At 72.9% G+C, this 18,015-nt stretch carries 21 protein-coding genes; 7 read left to right on the plus strand and 14 right to left on the minus strand.

Annotated features, from left to right (window positions below; translation table 11 throughout):
* Positions 1–181 precede the first annotated feature (181 nt).
* On the plus strand, positions 182–1,621 hold the full coding sequence (locus ACFYP3_RS27690) for an aldehyde dehydrogenase family protein (protein WP_388837930.1): 1,440 nt from the start codon (positions 182–184) through the stop codon (positions 1,619–1,621).
* Between the two features lie 82 nt (positions 1,622–1,703).
* Positions 1,704–2,111, plus strand: coding sequence for a thioredoxin family protein (locus tag ACFYP3_RS27695; RefSeq protein ID WP_388837933.1), 408 nt, complete (start codon positions 1,704–1,706; stop codon positions 2,109–2,111).
* A gap of 101 nt (positions 2,112–2,212) precedes the next feature.
* On the opposite strand, the gene ACFYP3_RS27700 is transcribed toward ACFYP3_RS27695, so the two are convergent.
* Complete coding sequence (locus ACFYP3_RS27700) at positions 2,213–2,785, minus strand: TetR/AcrR family transcriptional regulator (RefSeq protein ID WP_388837936.1); 573 nt, start codon at positions 2,783–2,785, stop codon at positions 2,213–2,215.
* Between the two features lie 153 nt (positions 2,786–2,938).
* Here ACFYP3_RS27700 and ACFYP3_RS27705 point away from each other — a divergent pair, with 153 nt between their 5' ends.
* Together ACFYP3_RS27705 and ACFYP3_RS27710 are read left to right on the plus strand one after the other, a co-directional pair.
* Complete coding sequence (locus ACFYP3_RS27705) at positions 2,939–3,676, plus strand: SDR family oxidoreductase (RefSeq protein WP_388837939.1); 738 nt, start codon at positions 2,939–2,941, stop codon at positions 3,674–3,676.
* Positions 3,677–3,857: 181 nt separating this feature from the next.
* The gene (locus ACFYP3_RS27710; protein ID WP_388837995.1) at positions 3,858–5,285 is read left to right on the plus strand and encodes a dihydrolipoyl dehydrogenase family protein; all 1,428 of its coding nucleotides are present in this window, start codon (positions 3,858–3,860) and stop codon (positions 5,283–5,285) included.
* Between the two features lie 46 nt (positions 5,286–5,331).
* On the opposite strand, the gene ACFYP3_RS27715 is transcribed toward ACFYP3_RS27710, so the two are convergent.
* Complete coding sequence (locus tag ACFYP3_RS27715; RefSeq protein ID WP_388837942.1) at positions 5,332–5,532, minus strand: DUF5988 family protein; 201 nt, start codon at positions 5,530–5,532, stop codon at positions 5,332–5,334.
* A gap of 202 nt (positions 5,533–5,734) precedes the next feature.
* Between ACFYP3_RS27715 and ACFYP3_RS27720 the strand changes: the two genes are divergently transcribed.
* Entirely contained in the window at positions 5,735–6,544 is an 810-nt protein-coding gene (locus tag ACFYP3_RS27720; RefSeq protein ID WP_388837945.1) for a metallophosphoesterase, read from the plus strand.
* Here the strand turns inward: ACFYP3_RS27720 and ACFYP3_RS27725 are convergent.
* From ACFYP3_RS27725 to ACFYP3_RS27735, 3 genes are read right to left on the minus strand one after another with little or no spacing between them, the layout of a single operon-like run.
* The gene (locus tag ACFYP3_RS27725; protein ID WP_388837948.1) at positions 6,517–6,825 is read right to left on the minus strand and encodes a DUF2087 domain-containing protein; all 309 of its coding nucleotides are present in this window, start codon (positions 6,823–6,825) and stop codon (positions 6,517–6,519) included. The two genes, ACFYP3_RS27720 and ACFYP3_RS27725, sit on opposite strands and share 28 nt — an antisense overlap.
* The gene (locus ACFYP3_RS27730; RefSeq protein WP_388837951.1) at positions 6,818–7,345 is read right to left on the minus strand and encodes a nuclear transport factor 2 family protein; all 528 of its coding nucleotides are present in this window, start codon (positions 7,343–7,345) and stop codon (positions 6,818–6,820) included. Before ACFYP3_RS27730 ends, ACFYP3_RS27725 begins: the two co-directional genes overlap by 8 nt.
* A 26-nt stretch (positions 7,346–7,371) precedes the next feature.
* Entirely contained in the window at positions 7,372–8,118 is a 747-nt protein-coding gene (locus ACFYP3_RS27735; RefSeq protein WP_388837953.1) for an SDR family oxidoreductase, read from the minus strand.
* 203 nt (positions 8,119–8,321) lie between these two features.
* On the opposite strand from ACFYP3_RS27735, the gene ACFYP3_RS27740 reads away from it, so the two are divergent.
* Complete coding sequence (locus ACFYP3_RS27740) at positions 8,322–9,182, plus strand: helix-turn-helix transcriptional regulator (protein WP_388837956.1); 861 nt, start codon at positions 8,322–8,324, stop codon at positions 9,180–9,182.
* Between the two features lie 56 nt (positions 9,183–9,238).
* Here ACFYP3_RS27740 and ACFYP3_RS27745 read toward each other — a convergent pair whose 3' ends face one another.
* The 6 genes from ACFYP3_RS27745 to ACFYP3_RS27770 form a co-directional block, all read right to left on the minus strand.
* Complete coding sequence (locus ACFYP3_RS27745; RefSeq protein WP_388837959.1) at positions 9,239–9,895, minus strand: hypothetical protein; 657 nt, start codon at positions 9,893–9,895, stop codon at positions 9,239–9,241.
* On the minus strand, positions 9,892–10,395 hold the full coding sequence (locus ACFYP3_RS27750; RefSeq protein ID WP_388837962.1) for a DUF6114 domain-containing protein: 504 nt from the start codon (positions 10,393–10,395) through the stop codon (positions 9,892–9,894). Before ACFYP3_RS27750 ends, ACFYP3_RS27745 begins: the two co-directional genes overlap by 4 nt.
* On the minus strand, positions 10,386–11,027 hold the full coding sequence (locus ACFYP3_RS27755) for a DUF6230 family protein (RefSeq protein WP_388837965.1): 642 nt from the start codon (positions 11,025–11,027) through the stop codon (positions 10,386–10,388). Before ACFYP3_RS27755 ends, ACFYP3_RS27750 begins: the two co-directional genes overlap by 10 nt.
* Positions 11,028–11,134: 107 nt before the next feature.
* Positions 11,135–11,896 carry a MerR family transcriptional regulator gene (locus ACFYP3_RS27760; protein ID WP_388837968.1) on the minus strand — a complete coding sequence of 254 codons (762 nt, stop codon included), beginning with the start codon at positions 11,894–11,896 and terminating at the stop codon, positions 11,135–11,137.
* Positions 11,897–11,950: 54 nt separating this feature from the next.
* Entirely contained in the window at positions 11,951–13,144 is a 1,194-nt protein-coding gene (locus ACFYP3_RS27765) for a methyltransferase (RefSeq protein WP_388837998.1), read from the minus strand.
* A gap of 348 nt (positions 13,145–13,492) precedes the next feature.
* The gene (locus ACFYP3_RS27770) at positions 13,493–13,843 is read right to left on the minus strand and encodes a tetratricopeptide repeat protein (RefSeq protein ID WP_388837971.1); all 351 of its coding nucleotides are present in this window, start codon (positions 13,841–13,843) and stop codon (positions 13,493–13,495) included.
* 105 nt (positions 13,844–13,948) lie between these two features.
* Between ACFYP3_RS27770 and ACFYP3_RS27775 the strand changes: the two genes are divergently transcribed.
* A complete protein-coding gene (locus ACFYP3_RS27775) occupies positions 13,949–14,914 on the plus strand; it encodes a pirin family protein (protein ID WP_388837974.1) in 966 nt (321 codons plus the stop codon).
* Between the two features lie 325 nt (positions 14,915–15,239).
* On the opposite strand, the gene ACFYP3_RS27780 is transcribed toward ACFYP3_RS27775, so the two are convergent.
* The 3 genes from ACFYP3_RS27780 to ACFYP3_RS27790 all read right to left on the minus strand — a co-directional run bounded on the left by ACFYP3_RS27780 (position 15,240) and on the right by ACFYP3_RS27790 (position 17,615).
* A complete protein-coding gene (locus tag ACFYP3_RS27780) occupies positions 15,240–16,055 on the minus strand; it encodes a hypothetical protein (protein ID WP_388837977.1) in 816 nt (271 codons plus the stop codon).
* A complete protein-coding gene (locus tag ACFYP3_RS27785) occupies positions 16,052–16,585 on the minus strand; it encodes a SigE family RNA polymerase sigma factor (RefSeq protein WP_388837980.1) in 534 nt (177 codons plus the stop codon). The genes ACFYP3_RS27780 and ACFYP3_RS27785 overlap by 4 nt, the downstream gene beginning before the upstream one ends.
* 124 nt (positions 16,586–16,709) lie before the next feature.
* A complete protein-coding gene (locus ACFYP3_RS27790) occupies positions 16,710–17,615 on the minus strand; it encodes an expansin EXLX1 family cellulose-binding protein (RefSeq protein ID WP_388837983.1) in 906 nt (301 codons plus the stop codon).
* Positions 17,616–18,015: the final 400 nt, after the last annotated feature.

Consider the following 18,015-nt stretch of genomic DNA (forward strand, 5'->3'; position numbering starts at 1 on the left):
GGTGGTGTCCCGTCCTGGTGGTGCACCGTCACCACCAGGGCGTCGACCATTTCCGGTCAGCGCCTGCCGCCAACTGCCCAATAACTGAACAGAAGTGGAGCCTCCTGTCTGGCACGATGACGCGTGCTGCCGCCCCCCCTCGCCCGGCACCCCGCCCATCCCCACCCGGAGGCCCCGCGCCATGCCGCTCCTCGACCCGACGCTCTGGCAGGACGGACCCACCCTCACCGGCGGCGCCGCCCCGGTCGTCGAACCCGCCACCGGCCGCACCCTCGCCACCCTCGACCTCGCCGCGCCCGCCGACGTGGCGGAGGCCGCCGTACGGGCCCGAGCCGCGCAGCAGGACTGGGCGCGCGCCACCCACCCGGAGCGGGCCGCCGTGCTGCGTCGCGCCGGGGACCTGTTCGCCGCCCACGCGGACGAGCTGCGCGAGTGGCTGGTCCGCGAATCGGGCTCGATACCCGGCAAGGCCGACTTCGAGCTGCACGTGGCCGCGCAGGAGTGCTACGAGGCCGCCGCGCTGGCCTCGCGCCCGGTCGGGCAGGTGCTGCCGAGCGAGGCGCCGCGCCTGTCCTTCACCCGGCGGGTACCGGCCGGGGTGGTCGGGGTGGTGGCCCCCTTCAACGCCCCCCTGATCCTGGCGATCCGCTCGGTCGCACCGGCCCTGGCGCTCGGCAACGCGGTGCTGCTCAAGCCGGACCGGCGGACCGCCGTCTGCGGCGGCCTCGCCCTCGCCGCGGTGTTCGCCGCCGCCGGCCTGCCGGCCGGGCTGCTGCACGTCCTGCCCGGCGGCGCCGAGACGGGCGCCGCGGTGGTCGCCGACCCGCGGGTCCGGGTCGTGTCCTTCACCGGATCGACGTCGGCCGGACGCACCGTTGGTGAGCTGGCGGGTCGTCACCTCAAGCGCGCGCACCTGGAGTTGGGCGGAAACTCCGCCCTGGTCGTGCTCCACGACGCCGACGTCGAGGCCGCCGTCGCCCAGGCCACCTGGGGCAGCTTCTTCCACCAGGGTCAGATCTGCATGACCGCCGGGCGGCACCTCGTACACGCCTCGCTCTACGACGAGTACGTCGAGCGGCTCGCCGCGCGCGCCGAGGAACTGGCCGTGGGGGACCCGTACCGCGAGCAGGTCCACCTGGGGCCGCTGATCGACCGCGCCCAGGTGGAACGCGTACACGCCCTCGTGGAGGCCAGCACCGGGGCCGGGGCCAAGCTCGTCGCCGGCGGTACCCACCGGGACCTCTTCTACCGGCCGACCGTACTGGCGGGCGTCGGCGACGACACCCCCGCCTACACCGAGGAGGTCTTCGGCCCGGTGGCGCCCGTACGCTCCTTCGTGACGGAGGACGAGGCGGTCGCCCTGGCCTCGGCGGGCCCGTACGGCCTCTCCCTCGGGATCGTGACCCGGGACGCGGCTCGCGGGCTCGACCTGGCCGAACGGATCCCCACCGGGATCGCGCACGTCAACGACCAGACGGTCAACGACGAGGCCGTCGCCCCGTTCGGCGGAGTCGGAGCTTCCGGCACGGGCGCGCGGTTCGGCGGCGAGGCGAACCTGGACGCCTTCACGGAACTGCGCTGGACCACGGCCCGCAGCACCCCGGCCGCCCACCCCTTCTAGGCTCACTCCGGAAACGGGCGGAATGCCCGGGGCGGGTCGTTCGTTCAAGGAGCAGTCGGTTCAATCAGGAGGTCTGGACACCGTGGCTACAGTCGAGCTCACCAAGGAAAACTTCGACCAGACGGTCAGCGAGAACCCGTTCGTGCTGATCGACTTCTGGGCGGGCTGGTGCCGGCCGTGCCTGCAGTTCGCCCCGGTCTACGAGCGGGCCTCGGAGGCCCATCCCGACCTGCTCTTCACCAAGGTGGACACCGAGGCGCAGCAGGAGCTGGCGGGTGCCTTCGAGATCACCTCGATCCCGACCCTGATGATCGTCAGGGACCAGGTGGCCATCTTCGCCCAGCCCGGCGCCCTGCCGGAGGCGGCGCTGACCGACCTCATCGAGCAGGCCCGCGCGCTGGACATGGACGAGGTGCGCGCCAAGATCGCCGCGCAGCAGGGCGGCGCGCAGGCCCCCGGCACCGAGGGTCCCGGCACGTCGGAGGCCTGAAATCCGAAGCCTGGAGTCTGACGTCCGAAGTCTGACGTCCGACGTCCGAGGGAGCATGGGCCGGGGCGGTCCGCCGCCCCGGCCGGGTGCGTGCGCGCGTCCTACGGGCGGACCGTAAGGCCGTCCAGGGTGAGGTCGAGCAGGCGCTCGGCCTGCTGTCGGTGTGCGGCGCCCGCCGAGGTGAGGGCGATGCCCTCCAGGGCGGCGGCGACGTCGGTGGGCCCGATGTCGGTACGGATCGCCCCGGCGGCCACGCACGCGTCCATGAGCGAGGTGATGGCGGCCAGGACCATCTCCCGGCTCTGCCCGTAGGGGTTGCCTCCCGCCGAGGCGAGGGCGCGCAGCGCGTCGATCATGCCGTACTTGGCGGTGACGTAGTCAAGGAAGAGGCGGGTCCACGCGCGCAGTGCCTCGACGGGCGACTGCCGCGCGAGCAGGGCGGGGACCGCGTCGCACAGGTGGGCCAGCTCGTTGCGGTAGACCGCCTCGACCAGGGCCTCCCGGGTGGGGAAGTTGCGGTACAGCGTCGCGCTGCCCACGCCCGCCTCCTTGGCGATGCGCTCCATCTGCGCGTCCAGCCCCTCTGTCGTGAACACGCGCACGGCGGCGGTGAGGATCTTCTCCCGGTTGCGCCGTGCGTCAGCCCGCATCGGTCGGCTCGGTCCGTCGGCCATCAGTGCTCGCCATCCCCTCTCGGGTGCCCTTGGGCTGCCCGGAACTTGCCAAGTGGGGACGTCCCCACTTAGCTTGAAGTAAGTGGGGGGATCCCCGCTTTCACTGTAGGTCACCGTGGTGACCGGAGCACACCCAGGAAACGGGAGCTGACCATGTCGGGCATCCAGGGGAAAGTCATCGCGATCACGGGAGCCGGCAGCGGCATCGGCGAGGCGACCGCGAACCACCTCGCCGAGCGGGGCGCCCGGCTCGTGCTCGGCGGCCGCAGGCAGGACCGGTTGAACGCGGTCGTGGACGGCATCACGGCCAAGGGCGGCACCGCCATCGGCGTCGCCGTCGACGTCACGCGCCGCGAGGACCTCCGGCGCCTGACGGACACGGCCGTCGACCAGTTCGGCCGCCTCGACGTCCTCGTCTCCAACGCCGGCACGATGGCCGTCTCGCCCTTCGACGACCTGCGCCAGGACGACTGGGACGCCATGGTCTCCACCCACGTCACCGGCCTGCTCAACGGCATCGCGGCGGCACTGCCCGTCTTCCGCCGGCAGCGCAGCGGCCACTTCGTCAACGTCGGCTCCACCGCGGCCCACGTCGTCAAGTCCCCCCAGGCCGTCTACGCGGCCACGAAGACGGCCGTCAAGGTACTCAGCGAGGGGCTGCGCCAGGAATCGGGCCCGGACCTGCGCGTCACCCTCGTCTCGCCCGGCCTCACCCACACCGAGGGCGTGGGCAAGGGAGCCGGCCCCGAGGTCGCGGCCGCGATGACCCGGCAGCGCGACGAGATCGCCATGCCGCCCTCCGCCGTCGCGTCCGCCATCGGCTACGCCATCGAGCAGCCCGACGGCGTCGACGTCGGCGAGATCGTCGTCCGGCCCACCGCTCAGGCCTGACCCCGACGCAGCCGCCGCGCGGCCTCGAACCGGGCCTGCTCGGGCCGTTGCCGCACCACGCCGCTTCCGCGCGGCATCTCGGGCATGTCCCGCGGAGCACACGTACAGTGGCGGGCTATGAGCCCCTGACCGGGATTCCTGTGGGTCCTGGCGGACCCTGTGGAACCCTTGGAAGGTGTCTATGTCGGAAGCCGTGGAGTACGACGTCGTGGTGCTCGGTGGGGGACCGGCCGGCGAGAACATCGTCGACCGGACCGCCGCCGCCGGTCTGAGCACGGCTCTCGTCGAGAGCGAACTCGTGGGCGGCGAGTGCTCGTACTGGGCCTGCGTGCCCAGCAAGGCGCTGCTGCGCCCGGTCCTGGCCCGGGCCGACGCGCGCCGGGTGCCGGGGCTGGCGGCGGCCGTCGCGGGCCCCCTGGACACGGCGGCGGTGCTCGCGCACCGCAACTACTGGACCGGCGACTGGAAGGACCAGGGCCAGCTCGACTGGCTCGACTCCATCGGCGCCCACCTCTACCGGGGCCACGGCCGCCTCTACGGGGTCCGCAAGGTCGCCGTCACCAGCCCCGAGGGCGAGCACCACGTGCTGTCGGCCCGGCACGCCGTGGTCGTCGCCACCGGCACCCGGGCCGTCGTCCCGGACCTGCCCGGCATCGCCGGCGCCCGCCCGTGGACCAGCCGCGAGGCGACCTCGGCGCAGGAGGTCCCCGGCCGGCTGCTGATCGTCGGCGGCTCGGTGGTGGCCGCCGAGATGGCCACCGCCTGGCAGGGCCTCGGATCCCAGGTCACCATGCTGGTGCGCGGCTCCGGGCTGCTGCCGCGCATGGAGGACTTCGCGGGGGAGCTGGTCGCCGAAGCGCTGCGCGAGGCCGGGGCGGTGATCCGTACGGACGTGGCCGTCGAGGCGGTCGTACGGGACGGCTCGACGGGGCCCGTCCGGGTGGTGCTGGAGGGCGGCGAGACCCTGGAGGGCGACGAACTGCTGATGGCCACGGGCCGGGCGCCGCGGACCGACGACATCGGGCTGGAGACGGTGGGCCTGCCCGCCGGGACGTGGATCGACGTGGACGACACCCTCCGGGTGCCCGGCCACGACTGGTTGTACGCCGTCGGCGACGTCAACCACCGGGCGCTCCTCACCCACCAGGGCAAGTACCAGGGCCGGATCGCGGGCGCCGCGATCGCCGCCCGCGCGGCCGGCGCCCCGCTGGACACCGGCCCCTGGGGCGCGCACACGGCCGCCGCCGACACCCGCGCCCTCCCGCAGGCCGTCTTCACCGACCCGGAGGCCGCGGCGGTCGGCCTGACCCTGGCCGAGGCCGAACGGGCCGGGCACCGGGTGCGCGCCGTCGACTACGACCTGGCCAAGGTCTCGGGCGCGGGCCTGTACGCCGACGGCTACCGCGGCCGCGCCCGGATGGTCGTCGACCTCGACCGCGAGGTCCTCCTCGGAGCCACCTTCGTCGGCCCGGGCGCGGCCGAGCTGGTCCACGCGGCCACCATCGCGGTCGCGGGGGAGGTCCCGATCGAGCGGCTGTGGCACGCGGTTCCGGCCTTCCCGACCATCAGCGAGATCTGGCTGCGGCTGCTGGAGGCCTACCGGGGGTGAGGCCGGGGGCGCGGCGCGTCCCTCGGCCGGTTGCCGGTTCCGGCGTTCATTCGGCGATCTCGGTGCGTTCCCACCACTCGTAGACCGTGAGCCGCCCCTGCGGGTCGTCCTGCTGCCGTGAGGTGGGCTTGAAGTGCTCGTATCCACCGCGGTGCGGGACCTTCAGGTCCTCGCCGGGCGAGGCGATCGGGACGATCCGGACCGGCAGGTCGTCCGGGCCGCCCTCCAAGGCTGCCTTGTTCGTCATGGCCCCAGTGTTCCCACGCGGGGGGCCGTGCGCATCACGAAGCCACCCGACCCCCGGTCGGGCCGACCCGGTACACCTCGGTGAGCGCGGGGGCCGGTACGGGTGGCCGTACGGGCGCGTGGCCCCCACCGGCGGTGCGCTCGCCTCCTCCGGATCCGGGGGAGAGCGCCGGAGTACCGCCGCGGGCCGCCCTGTTGAATGGATGTCGCACGCATCTCTCGACCAGGCGAAGGAGACACCGCTCGTGATCGTGATCGCCCACCTCAGCGACATCCATCTCGACGGCGGCCCGCGGGCGGCCGACCGCACCCGCGCCGTCATGGAGTACCTCGACGGTCTGCCGTACGACCTGGACGCGGTGCTGGTGAGCGGGGACATAGCCGACCACGCCGCCCCCGCCGAGTACGAGGAGGCCGCCAAGCTGCTGCGCTCGCGGCACCCGCTGGTGGTCTGCCCAGGCAACCACGACGAGCGGACCGCCTTCCGGCAGGGCCTGCTGGGTGAGCGGGACCCGTCGTCCGCGGCGCCGGTCGACCAGGTGCTGCGCGGCCCCGGCTTCGTGCTCGCCGTGTGCGACTCCTCCGTTCCCGGCGCCGACCACGGCCTCCTGGAGGATTCCACCCTGGCCTGGCTGGACGGCGTACTGACCGACACTCCGCAGGAGACCCCGGTCCTCGTGGCCTTCCACCACCCGCCCGTCCCGCTGCACACCCCGTACGTCGACGAGATCCGCCAGTTCGGGGAGGAGCGGCTCGCCGCCCTGGCCGCACGGCACCCGCACCTCACCGCCTTCCTGTGCGGGCACGCCCACACCGCGGCCGCCACCACCTTCGCGGGGCGACCCGTGCTGGTGGCGCCGGGCGTGGTCTCCACCCTGCGGCTCCCGTGGGAGCACCCCTCGGGCGCCTCCGAGCACGTCCACCTCGACGAACCACCCGCCGTCGCCTTCCACTTGATCGGCGACGACGGGCGGCTGACGACCCACTACCGGGTGGTCGTGGACCGCCGGTAGCTGCGTCCGTCACGGGTCCGCGTCAACAGGCCCGAGGTGATCAGGTACCTCCGCAGCGCCGAACAGTCCTCGTGCACGGTGCGCAGCGCGGAGTTCACCTCGGGCTCCGTGTACTCCCGGTCCACCGTGAAGAGCGTCTCCGTCAGGTGGACGAGCAACTGCTCGCGCCGGGCGGCCCTGCGCGGGATCACGAGGAGCCGCCCGCCGGAGAAGAGGTCGCCGACGTCCCGTCGCTCCTCGCGCGGGGCGGTCCGTCGCTGATGTTCGGTGCTCTCAGACATGAGGGCGAGCTTGCCCCTCCGGCACCCCGACGGGCAACGCAGTTTCCGGTGCGAAGGCGTCGAGGCAGTCCTCACCGCCCGTCCACCGGACGTCGAGCTGTTGGCGGACCAGGAGCCAGCCCTCCGGGCCGCGCCGGAAGTCCCACGCGTACGCGCCGCCCATGGAGTAGGTCGCGGAGGGCGTCGCGGGTGCGGTGACGGCGACGAACCACATGTAGCCGATGCCGCTCGCCCGGTCTCCCGCCACCTCGAACTGCATGTTCAGGATGTGGTGTTGCATGCCCGGGTAGGGTGCTTCCGCCTCCTCCACCCTCGCCCGGATCGCCTCCTTCCCGTGCGTCTCGCCCCACGGCCCGAACTCCAGCACCGCGTCCTCGGCCCAGCAGTCGATCCAGGTCTGCCAGTCCTTGCGGTCCAGTGCCCGCCAGCCGCGGACCAGCAGGGTGCGCAGAGCCTCCTTGTCCTCCAGGTCCCGCAGTCTGCGGACCAGGCCGTCGTGGGCGGAATCCGTGGGCGCCACCTCGGCGCCCTCCCTCCCGGCGGGGGTCACCGGGCGCCCGCGAGGGGGCGGACGACGATCTCGTTCACGTCGACCTGCGGCGGCTGGGCAACGGCGTAGGCGATCGCGTCCGCGATGGCCGAGGCCGGCAGCGCCACGGCCCGGTAGGCCTTCATCGCCTCCCTCGCCTCCGGATCGGAAATGCCGTCCGCGAGCTCGGACTCGGTCACGCCGGGGGAGACGAGGGTGACCCGGATGTCCCCGGCCGACTCCTGCCGCAGGCCTTCGGAAATCGCACGGACGGCGTACTTGGTGGCGCAGTAGACGGCGGCGGTGGGGGAGACCTCGTAGGCGCCGATGGAGGCGACGTTGACGAAGTGCCCGCCGCCCTGGGCGCGCATCACGGGCAGGGCGGCGGCGATCCCGTGCAGGACGCCCCGTACGTTGACGTCGATCATGTGGTCCCACTCGTCGGTCCTGAGCGCTGCCAGCGGCGACAGGGGCATCACGCCCGCGTTGTTCACGAGGGCGTCGATCCGGCCGTACGCGCGGACCGTGGCGTCGACGAACGCGCGCACGTCCGCGGCGTCGGTGACGTCCAGCGTCCGGCAGGCGGCGGTGCCGCCCGCCGCGGTGATCTCCTCGACCAGTCGCTCCAGCCGGCCGCTGCGGCGGGCGCCGAGCAGGACCCGGTGCCCGTCCGCCGCCAGACGGCGTGCCGTGGCCTCTCCGATACCGCTGCTCGCACCGGTGACGGCGACGGTCCTCGGCCCGGTCATGACGGTCTGCTTCATGTCTGTTCCTTCTTGTCGAACGGCCTTTGCGGGCAAGGCCTTTGCATGAACGGCCTTCTCCCGCACGGCCCTCTCGCTGCGGACGGCTTTCGGCCGCCCCGTCCTGCGGAGTCTGGGCGGCGGCGGACGGAGGGACCAGGACGGGCCGTGCCTGGGTACGACGCACCCCGGCACGCGCCGGCGGAGCGGTCTAGTCTGGCGGGATGACAGGCAACGCCCTCGGGGACTTCCTTCGCGCGCACCGGGCACGGCTGCGGCCCGCCGACGTGGGACTGGCCTCCTACGGCCCGCGCCGGGTGGCCGGACTGCGGCGGGAGGAGGTCGCCGTCCTCGCCGGCATGAACTCCGACTACTACGCCCGACTCGAACAAGGCCGCGAGCAGAGCCCCTCGCCACAGATCCTCGAAGCGATCGGCGCCGCCCTGCGCATGGACCACGAGGCACGCGACCACCTGTTCCGGCTGGCGGGCACCCTCCCGGACGGGCAGCGCACCCTGCCGAGGGAGACGGTCAGCCCGGTGCTGCGCCAGTTGCTCGACGGGTACGCGAACACCCCGGCGTTCGTCCTCAACCCGGCGCTGGACGTGCTCGCGGCCAACAGCCTGGCGGACGCGCTCTTCTCACCGTTCGAGAAGGCGGACAACCTCGCCCGCATGACCTTCCTCGACCCCGCGGGCCGGGTCTTCCACGCCCACTGGCCCCGGGCGGCCGAGGCGGTCGTCGCCGCCCTGCGCCAGTCCACCGGCCTCGTACCGCACTACCCGCGCCTGCGTGAAGTGGTGCGCCTGCTCACGGGGACGAGTGAGGAGTTCGCCGCGCTCTGGTCCGCGCACACCGTCTACGGGAAGACCCTCGACGCCAAGGCTCTGGTCCACCCGGACGTGGGGGCCCTGTCCCTCACCTACCAGTCCTTCGACGTACGGGGAGCCCCCGGCCAGCAGGTGGTGATCTACCACGCCGAACCGGGCAGCCGCAGCTCCCACGCGCTCTCCCTGCTCGGCAGTCTGAACGCAACCGGCCCGTCCGGCACCGGAGTTCACCGGGACGGACGGGCCGGGGCCTGAGCGGGTGCGAGCGGAGCGGAGGTCGGTCGGTGGGTCGGTCGGTCGTTCGGTCGGGGTCAGGGACCGACGGTGATCTGCTGCGCCGGATCGGTGCTGTCGGCGACCCGGTAGACCGCGTTGAAGGTGGACGAGGTCGCGCTGGTGGGGCAGCCGAACCCGCCGGTGACCTTGACCGGTACGGAGGCGTTGGTGAAGGTCAGGGTGGACGGCGCGCCGTTGGCCCAGGTGCCGCCGACGCCCGCCGGGGCGGTGGGGGCGGCGGTGACCGTACAGGCGGCGAGCCCGGTCGTCTTGACCACCAGACCGCCGACCGGCAGGCCCATGGTGGCGGTGATCGGGGAACCGTCCTGCATCGACACGGTCCAGGCACCGGAGGTCGTGACCGTGGGCGTCACGCCCGGCATGCTGGAGGTGCAGGAGCTGTACGTCGGCGCGGAGATCGGCGAGGACACCGGCCCGGACGGGTTGCTGTTGCCCGGGGCGGCCGGCACCGTGCCGGTGGAGACGGAGACCGTGCAAGTCACCGTCACGGAACCGGCTTTGAGGGTGGCCTTGCCGGTGAGGGTGGCCTGGAAGGCGTGCCCGGCCGGGGTGACGGTGGTCGACCCGGCCGCGGGTAAGGGCGCGGCGGTGACCGGGGCGGTGACCGCGCCGAGCGCGAGGGCTCCGGCGGCGGCCGCCCCGAGGGTGAGCGCGGTGCGCGAACGGCTCATGGCTGTGCTCCTTGGGAATCGTGGTGCGAGGTGGGGGGAGGGGGCGCGGCGGTCGCCGGGGCGCCCACGGCGGACTCCGCGTTCCCGGTAGGTGACGCGGACGGCGCCGGGGGCTCCGGCTCCCCGGCGCGCGGGGCCGCGCGCGGGGCGACGTACGGCTGCCAGGCGAACATGAGGCCGCCGCCGAGGATGCCGAGCAGGGTGCCGATCAGGAAACCGCCCAGGTTCGACAGGACCAGGGCGGCCGTGGCGATCAGGGTGGTGAGGACGCCCGCGAGCGTGCGCTGAGCGGGAGCGAACCAGGTGGTGAGGCCGAGCACGATCATCACGACGCCCATCAGGACGGACGGGATCCCCGCCACCCCCTGCTGGAGCATGATCTTCAGTGGCGCCAGCGGCAGGACGCAGATCCACGCCCCGGCGACGACCGCGAGCAGCCCGCCCCAGAAGGGTCTGCTGCGCCGCCACCGTTGCCACCGCCGCCGACGGCTCAGAAGCATTCCTTCTTGCCCTTGCTGATCTTCATGTTGAGCCCGGAGAGCTTGAAGGTGCCGGCGTTGGTCGCCCACGCCGTCTGCTGCAGATCGCTGATGCGGACCGTGTCGGCCTGCTGGGCGAAGAGGTCCTGCATGCCCTGCGCTTCGGCCGGCCCCTTGTCGAGGGTGGAGGCGTCCCGCCCGATCTCGATGTTGCTGAAGACGGCGTCGCCGGCGAGCTGGGTCGCGTCGACGAACAGGTTGCTCGCCTCCACCGGGGTCTCGCGGCCGGCGGTGAGGTTGAGCGAGATGTCACCGACCACGGGGAGCGTGGTGACCACGGACTGGCAGAGGTCGTGGAGCTTGGCCTCCCGGATGGCGGTGACGGCCACGGGGATGAGTTCCTCGCGGGCGTTGACGTCGACGCTGCCGTACTGGGCGAAGCCGTCGCCTTCCAGGCTGCTCGCGGAGACCTTGAACTGCTGGCCCGAGACGGCGAACGAGGCGGCCAGCGCGCCCTGCGCGAGGGCGATGCCGAGGCCGGCGGTCACGGCGACGGCGGGGACGGTCAGGGCGGCGAACCGCCGCCAGCGAACACGGCCGGACCCACTGCGCTCGTCGGGTACATGGTCGGATAAATGGGGGGAACCGGTCATGAGATCGTCCCTTATTTCGGCTGTGCACCGTTGTTACCGACGAGTTGAATGTAAGAGTGCCAATGGAGGTTGGCAAGGTTGTGCGAGCGCACCCTTTGAGCCGACTCCTACTGCTCCGTACGCAGCAGTTCGGCGACCTCCGCGTCCACCCGCCGTGCCATCGCCCGCGAGAACTCCGTGGCCACGACCTCCCCGGCCACCGGCCGCAGCGCCGCCACCGCCGCCGTGATGTGCTGGAGCTGCGTGGCCGAAAGCCGCTCCAGACCCTCCGCGCCCTCCGCGCCGATCACATGCCGTCGGAACAGCCCGACGAACCGGTCCGCGACCGTCGCCGCCTGTGTCTGCACGAACGCCCCGACGTCCAGGATCTCCGCCAGCGGCACCCCCAGGCGCACCAGCGTCAGCGTCGCGTCGAGCAGCCGGCGGCTCGGGTGCGTGACCCGGTCCCCGTCGACCGTCACATAACCCAGCTCCGCCGCCCGCCGGGTGTCCGCCGCGGTCGCCGTGGGGCCGAACACCTCCCGCAACTCGGCCCGGGTCATCGTCACCGGCTCCTCCTGCACCCAGTCCCGGGTCATCTCCCGTTCCAGGCCCAGCAGTCGGGACAGGCCGCCGCCCTCCTCCCACGCCTGGAGCAGCTCCGTGATCCCGTTGACCGTGTAGCCGCGCCCCAGCAGATCGCTGATCAGGCGCAGCCGGGTCAGGTGGTCGTCGGAGTACCAGGCGATGCGGCCCTCCCGGCGCGGCGGCGGCAGCAGCCCGCGCTCCTGGTAGTAGCGCAGGTTGCGCACCTTGACGCCGGCCGCCCGGGCCACGTCCTCCCGGCGGTAGCGCCCGCCACCGCTCCCGTCCTCCACCTGGCTGCTCACGGGCCAGAGTGTAGGAGCTACCGACAGGTCACATCGGCGGGTCACACGGGCAGGTCACGCAGGCCGCGGGCGATCCTGCTTGACGGCCCGCAGGACCACGAACTTCGGCTCGCTCGCGACGACTTCGCTGTTGCCGAACAGCCGGCGCAGATGGGTGTGGTAGCCCATGTGCCGGTTCGCGACGATCCACAGCTCGCCGCCGGGACGCAGCACCTTGCGCGACTGCGCGAACATCCGCAGCGCCGTCGCGTCCGTGGTGGCCTGGTGGGAGTGGAAGGGCGGATTGCTCAGCACCAGGTCCACGGACGAGGACGGCAGCATCGCCACTCCGTCGCCGACGAAGAACTCCGCCGTACGCCGGCCCTCGCGGACGTTCGCCCGGTACGTGGCCTGCGCGGAGGCGACCGCCTGGTACGACTCGTCGGTGAAGACGACCTCGGCGTCCGGGTCGTGGACCTGGACCGCCGTGCCGACGACGCCGTTGCCGCAGCCCAGGTCGACGACCCGGGCCCCGTCGGTGTTGGTCGGCAGGTTCTGCAGGAAGAAGCGGGTGCCGACGTCGAGCCGGTCGGCGCAGAAGATCCCGGCGTGGTTGACCACGGTCAGGCCGGAGCCCGAGCCCGCGTCCTCGTCCACCGTGTACGTCAGCGGCCACGGCCCGGGGGTCGTGGGGCGGGTCGCCCCGGGGGTGCCCGGCGTACAGAAGATCAGCCGGGCCTTCTTCTCCGCGAGCGAGGTCTTCGTGGGGCCGAGGATCTTCTCGAAGAGCCGCAGCGTCGAGGTGTGGATCTCCTTGACCATGCCGGCGCCGACCACGACGGTGCCCGCGTGCACGTGCGGGGCCAGCCGGTACAGCTGGTCCTCCAGCAGCGCGAGGCTCTTGGGCACGCGCACCAGCAGGACGTCGATCTTCCCGGGCGGCGGATCCTGCGTGGTCAGCAGGGTCACCGTGGACTTGGCCGTCCCGATCCCGTTGCGGTCCAGGTTGGCCGCGGTGGCGGAGCGGGAGAGGGCGGAGTCGGTGATCTGCGTCGGGTGGTGCGCGGCGAGCGCCGTCGTCAGCGTCCCCCAACGGTCCCCGAGCACCGTGATCTGGCCGGCGGAGGCCAGGTCCACCGGCCCGCGCTCCCCGGTACCGGAGTCGAGGTGGCGCAGCAGGTACTCGTCGGCGGCGTCCCAGGCACGGAGCCGGTCGCGCGGGTCCTCGGGGAAGCGGGTGAGCTCGTAGGAGCCGAAGGGTGTGGTCAGGCGGTTCATATGGGCCCCAGGCTATCCGAGCCGACCACCGGACCCCACACGCACGGGGCGAAACGCCCGAACGCCCCGCCCCCGGCCCGCCGAGCCCGCCGCGCTGCGGGGGCGCGTGACCCGCGCAGTACGGGGGCGGGACCGCCGGTGCGCGCGGCCGGGCGCTCGACAGCCGAAGCCGCCCGACCGCCACCCGCGCGGCGGGTCTGGCGGCAGGCCCTGGCGGCTCGCCCGTACGGGCAGGGGCGCCCGGCTCAGGCGCGGAGCGGCGGCCTCATCCGCGGGGGGCGCGCGGAGCCGACCGTCCGTACGAACGGGCCCGGCCCCCCGCCGTGGCCGGCTGGTCGGCTACTCCGGGAAGTCGCCGGCCATCGCCGCGGCCACCCGCAGGTACGGGCGGGCCTCGGCGGCGCGGCCCTGGCGTTCCAGGGTGCGGCCGAGCATCAGCTGGGCGTAGTCCTCCACCGGCCAGCGCTCCAGGATGGCGCGCAGCTCCTGCTCGGCGCGCGACAGCTGGGCGGAGTGGTAGTAGGCACGGGCCAGCAGCAGCCGGGGCGCCAGCTGCTCGGGCACCTCGCCCGCGAGCCCGTCCAGGATGCGTGCGGCCGTCGCGTACTCCTTCGCGTCGAAGAAGAGCTGGGCGCGCGCCCAGCGCTCGGCGGCCGTTCCGTGGTCGAAGTACGTCCCCGGCGCGTTCATCGTGTCCCTTCCGCCGTTCGGGTGGTCCGTCCGGTGCCACCAACACGCCCGGGCGGTGGAACATTCCACCCGCCGGAGCAACCCCCTCGGGGCTAGGTTGTCCGCATGAGCAATCTCGATCGCCAGCCCGCCCTCTCCACCTGCGGCGGCCGCGGCTTCGTCGTGGCCGAGCCGGTGCGCGAGCTCCTCAGCCCGCGCACGGTCAAGCTCGGAGAGTCCACCGAGGTCGGCCGACTCCTGCCGAACCTGGGTCGCCGCATGGTAGGCGCCTGGTGCTTCGTCGACCACTACGGCCCGGACGACATCGCCGACGAGCCCGGCATGCAGGTTGCGCCCCATCCCCACTCGGGTCTGCAGACCGTGAGCTGGCTCCACGAGGGCGAGGTGCTCCACCGCGACAGCGAGGGCAGCCTCGCCATGATCCGCCCGCGCGAGCTGGGCCTGATGACCTCGGGCCGCGGCATCAGCCACTCCGAGGAGAGCCCGCGCCCGCACGCCCGCTTCCTGCACGGCGCCCAGCTGTGGGTGGCCCTGCCGGACGCCCACCGGAACGTGGACCCGCACTTCCAGCACCACCCGGAACTCCCGCACGTCACGGCCGCGGGCCTGACGGCGACGGTCATCCTGGGCACGCTGGACACGGCGACCTCGCCCGGTACCGCGTACAGCCCGATCGTGGGCGCGGACCTGACCCTCGCGGCGGGCACCGAGACCCGCCTCCCGCTCGACCCGGACTTCGAGTACGCGGTCCTGTCGATGTCGGGCGAAGCCCACGTCGACGACGTCCCGGTCCTCCCGGGCTCGATGCTCTACCTGGGCTGCGGCCGCACGGACCTCCCCCTGCGCGCCTCGTCGGACGCCAGCCTGATGCTCCTGGGCGGCGAGCCGTTCGAGGAGGAGATCGTGATGTTCTGGAACTGGATCGGACGGTCACACGAGGACATCGCGCAGGCCCACGAAGACTGGATGAACGGGTCCCGCTTCGGTGAGGTGAAAGGTTACGACGGCCCTCCGATTCCGTCCCCCGAGCTCCCGCCGACGCACCTGAAGCCCAGGGGAAGGGTGCGCTGACCTGCTTGTTCAGGTGGGGCGAGGGTCGGGTGCGGCGCTCGCTCCCGGCCCTCCGGCCTTGACTTCGCAGGGGAGGTCGGCGAAACGGTGCGAGAGCCTCCGGCGCCGAGGGTCGAGCCTCACGTGGTGCAGGCTGTCGCCAAGTTTGGTCGGACGAATGCTGACGCAGGCAAGTCCTCTCTGTTGTTCCCTCGACGGCGGCGTCACCCGGGCCCGGAGCATGGGCGACCAGCACCGGTGCGTGACCGCCGGCAACGTCATCAGCGGCTGGCCCGACGTGTACGGGGATGACCTCGGTGGCGTCGACCAGGCTACGGGCACGGCCTCATCGTGCCGGGGCGAAGCCGCCCCAGGCCGAGAGGGCGCCGCGCGGACCGGTTGCGTCGACGCGGTAGCCGTCGTGTTCGGTCTCGCGCTGGCCGGCGGCGTGGTTGTACTGGCCGGCGAAGACGTGCTGTCCGGCCGGGACCGTTCGGCCCGGCTTGAGGACCCAGCGGTAGACCACGGCTGCGCCTTCATGCTGCACGGTGACGGTGAAGTCGTCGGCGGGCAGCGTCCGCCAGCTGCCGGTGCTCTGCACTCCGCCCGTCTGCGTGATGCGCAGTTCCACGGTGAGTGCGGTGAGCGGCTGCGTGGTCTTGAGGGTGATGTTGCTCTGCGCCCAGTAGGTGTTGCTGCCCGCGTCCAAGGAGCCGTCCGACCATAGAGGCCCGTCCTGGACGTGCGCGCTGCCGGGCCTGGCCGAGACCGTGCCTCCGGACGGCTCGGGGCTGGGGCTCGTCGAGGACGAGCGGTCCGGCGTGTTCGGGCCGCCGCTGGTGGGCGCCGGCGGTGTCGCCTGGGGCGTCCGGGGCGCGGAGGGCGTGGAGGGGGCGGATGGCGCGGCGGGGGTGGCCGGGACGTCCGGCCGGGCCGGCGGCGACTGGACGATGGCGGCGACGGCGAAACCACCGCCCGCCAGGATGCCGGCCGCGGCGAGGGAGGCGAGTGCCACCCTGGGCCAGGGCCTCGCGCCGGACGACTCGCGGTGGCGGTCGGGGGCGCCGGACATGCCGCGTTCCACGCGGGCCAGCATCCGGGCGCGGTCAGGCTGGTGGGCCTCGGCGGCTGTGCGCAGCCGCCCGGTGAGCTCCTCGTTCAACGGCTCCTCCTCCCCGCCAACAGTTCGCCGGCTGCTGCCGTGCTGCCCAGCATCCGTTCCAGTTCGGCCATCCCCTTCGAGGTCTGGCTCTTCACCGTACCGACCGATATTCCGAGCGCCAGAGCGGTGTCCTTCTCCGACAGGTCGAAGGCGTGCCGCAGGACCACGCACGTCCGCTTCCGGAACGGCAGTCGGGCGAGCGCGGTACGTACGTCCACCACGGCGGCCACGTCCGGGCCACCCGACGGCTCAGCCCCGCGGGACCAGAACAGGGCGATCCGGCGGCGTTCGCGAACCGCGCTGCGGATGCGTGACCGTGCCAGGTTGGCGACCACACCACGTGCGTAGGCGAGCGGGTGCTCGGCCTGGCGCATCCGGTCCCAGCGCTGCCACAGCGCGATCAGGGCATCCGCGGCCAGATCGTCCGCTCCGTCCGCCTCGCCCGTCAGGAGATGGGCGAACCGGGCGAGTTCCGCGTAATGGCGTTCGAAGAAGTCGTGGAACTCCGCGGACGCGTCATCGAGGACCATGTCCCTCGGTCGCCCCCTCACAAATGTTTGCGTTAACATCCGGCGGCAGCGTACCAGTGCCCGATCGGTCCGGGGGCTCCAGTACGCCGCACGCGGATTCACTCAACCGGCCGCGGTGCGGGTTTCAGTGCGGGGCGAACTGGACCCCGGTCCGTTGCGCGACGTCCGGCAGCAGCGCGGTCCCGTCGACCGTCAGCTGCTCTCCGTAGATGTCGGTGATCCTCATCGCGCCGCCGCACCCGCTGCCGTCGGCGGCGAGGAAGTAGTTGTAGTCGGTACGGGGCAGTCTCCGCCACCCCTTGGTGGTGCGTACCTCCAGCCGTGCGACCGGATTCCGGTGGTCGATCACCTGGATGCCGCACCAGTAGGGGCTGGACCCGGTCTTGTACCGGATGGAGAGCGCGCCGGACGTGTGGGGGCTCAGCAGGCTCCAGGTGATCGGGATGCGGCCGAGCTTGGGATCGGCGAGTTCGGCGAAGGCCTGTTCGCTGAGGTCCAGTTGCCCGGGCGCGCAGGGCAGCGGGCATTCGTTGGTGATCCGGACCGTGATCGAGGCGCCGCTCGCGGCGCGGACGCGTACGTACGCGCCGCACGCCCTGGCGGATTCGTAGTCGGTGCTGTTCATCGCCGCGATCATGAGGTCGTCGCTCGGGCCGAACAGGCAGGCGCCGTTGCCGTCGCCGGCAGCGTAGGCGGTGGCTGTGCCCTGGTAGGTGGTCTCCGGCTGGATGCGTCCTGCCGACGGTGGCGCAGTGGACGCCGCCGGTGGGGTTTCCTTCGTCGAAGGCCGTGGCGTCGCGCCGGTGGTCGCCCCGACGGCCGCCGTGGGGGTTGCCGTGTCATGCGAGCCGGCCACCGGGGGCGCGGGGCTGGTAGGGGCCGCGGCGGTGGCTCCCGCGAGGGTGGCGGCGGGGGCGGCCCTGTCGGCCCGGGCCCGGGCCCCGGTCTCGTCCTCGGGGCCGGGGAGCATGGCCGTCACCAGGCAGAAGAGAGCGCCCGCGGCGGTCAGCACCACCGCCGTTCCCCTCATGAGCCTGTGTCTGCGCCTGCGCTGCCGCGCCGCCTGCCGTGCAGTCTGCATGTCCGTCCGTTCGAAGATCCGAGTCGAGGTGTACTGCCTGGTCGCCGCAGGACGCGAAAAGGTTGCCGCCGGACCCGCCGCCGGACCCGCCGCCGGACCCGCCGCCGAGCGGCCCACAGAACGGCAGCGGCCCGTGCCGCGGTGTTCGGCGTACCCGTGCCGCGTACCGTCAAGCCGGCCTCGTGGTCGTACCGATGGAGCTGCCGCAGATCCGGCAGTGAGGGCACGTCCACTCCGTCGGTCGCCGGAACATCCCTAGTGTGCTGAGTCAGTGGTTGGCTTACAGTTCCTGTATGACTCGTCCTGGTCCGAAGCTTGCGCCGCTGAACCTGACTGATGCTGAACGCGG

This window comes from Streptomyces sp. NPDC005533 (assembly GCF_042871845.1).
GTDB lineage: Bacteria > Actinomycetota > Actinomycetes > Streptomycetales > Streptomycetaceae > Streptomyces.

What these genes read in the sequence shown, in the direction of transcription:
- ACFYP3_RS27690 (WP_388837930.1), top strand. Translation starts at nt 182, where the DNA reads ATGCCGCTCCTCGACCCGACGCTCTGGCAGGACGGACCCACCCTCACC.
- ACFYP3_RS27700 (WP_388837936.1), bottom strand. Translation starts at nt 2,785, where the DNA reads ATGGCCGACGGACCGAGCCGACCGATGCGGGCTGACGCACGGCGCAAC.
- ACFYP3_RS27705 (WP_388837939.1), top strand. Translation starts at nt 2,939, where the DNA reads ATGTCGGGCATCCAGGGGAAAGTCATCGCGATCACGGGAGCCGGCAGC.
- ACFYP3_RS27710 (WP_388837995.1), top strand. Translation starts at nt 3,858, where the DNA reads ATGTCGGAAGCCGTGGAGTACGACGTCGTGGTGCTCGGTGGGGGACCG.
- ACFYP3_RS27715 (WP_388837942.1), bottom strand. Translation starts at nt 5,532, where the DNA reads ATGACGAACAAGGCAGCCTTGGAGGGCGGCCCGGACGACCTGCCGGTC.
- ACFYP3_RS27720 (WP_388837945.1), top strand. Translation starts at nt 5,735, where the DNA reads ATGTCGCACGCATCTCTCGACCAGGCGAAGGAGACACCGCTCGTGATC.
- ACFYP3_RS27725 (WP_388837948.1), bottom strand. Translation starts at nt 6,825, where the DNA reads ATGTCTGAGAGCACCGAACATCAGCGACGGACCGCCCCGCGCGAGGAG.
- ACFYP3_RS27735 (WP_388837953.1), bottom strand. Translation starts at nt 8,118, where the DNA reads ATGAAGCAGACCGTCATGACCGGGCCGAGGACCGTCGCCGTCACCGGT.
- ACFYP3_RS27740 (WP_388837956.1), top strand. Translation starts at nt 8,322, where the DNA reads ATGACAGGCAACGCCCTCGGGGACTTCCTTCGCGCGCACCGGGCACGG.
- ACFYP3_RS27745 (WP_388837959.1), bottom strand. Translation starts at nt 9,895, where the DNA reads ATGAGCCGTTCGCGCACCGCGCTCACCCTCGGGGCGGCCGCCGCCGGA.
- ACFYP3_RS27750 (WP_388837962.1), bottom strand. Translation starts at nt 10,395, where the DNA reads ATGCTTCTGAGCCGTCGGCGGCGGTGGCAACGGTGGCGGCGCAGCAGA.
- ACFYP3_RS27755 (WP_388837965.1), bottom strand. Translation starts at nt 11,027, where the DNA reads ATGACCGGTTCCCCCCATTTATCCGACCATGTACCCGACGAGCGCAGT.
- ACFYP3_RS27770 (WP_388837971.1), bottom strand. Translation starts at nt 13,843, where the DNA reads ATGAACGCGCCGGGGACGTACTTCGACCACGGAACGGCCGCCGAGCGC.
- ACFYP3_RS27775 (WP_388837974.1), top strand. Translation starts at nt 13,949, where the DNA reads ATGAGCAATCTCGATCGCCAGCCCGCCCTCTCCACCTGCGGCGGCCGC.
- ACFYP3_RS27785 (WP_388837980.1), bottom strand. Translation starts at nt 16,585, where the DNA reads ATGGTCCTCGATGACGCGTCCGCGGAGTTCCACGACTTCTTCGAACGC.
- ACFYP3_RS27790 (WP_388837983.1), bottom strand. Translation starts at nt 17,615, where the DNA reads ATGAGGGGAACGGCGGTGGTGCTGACCGCCGCGGGCGCTCTCTTCTGC.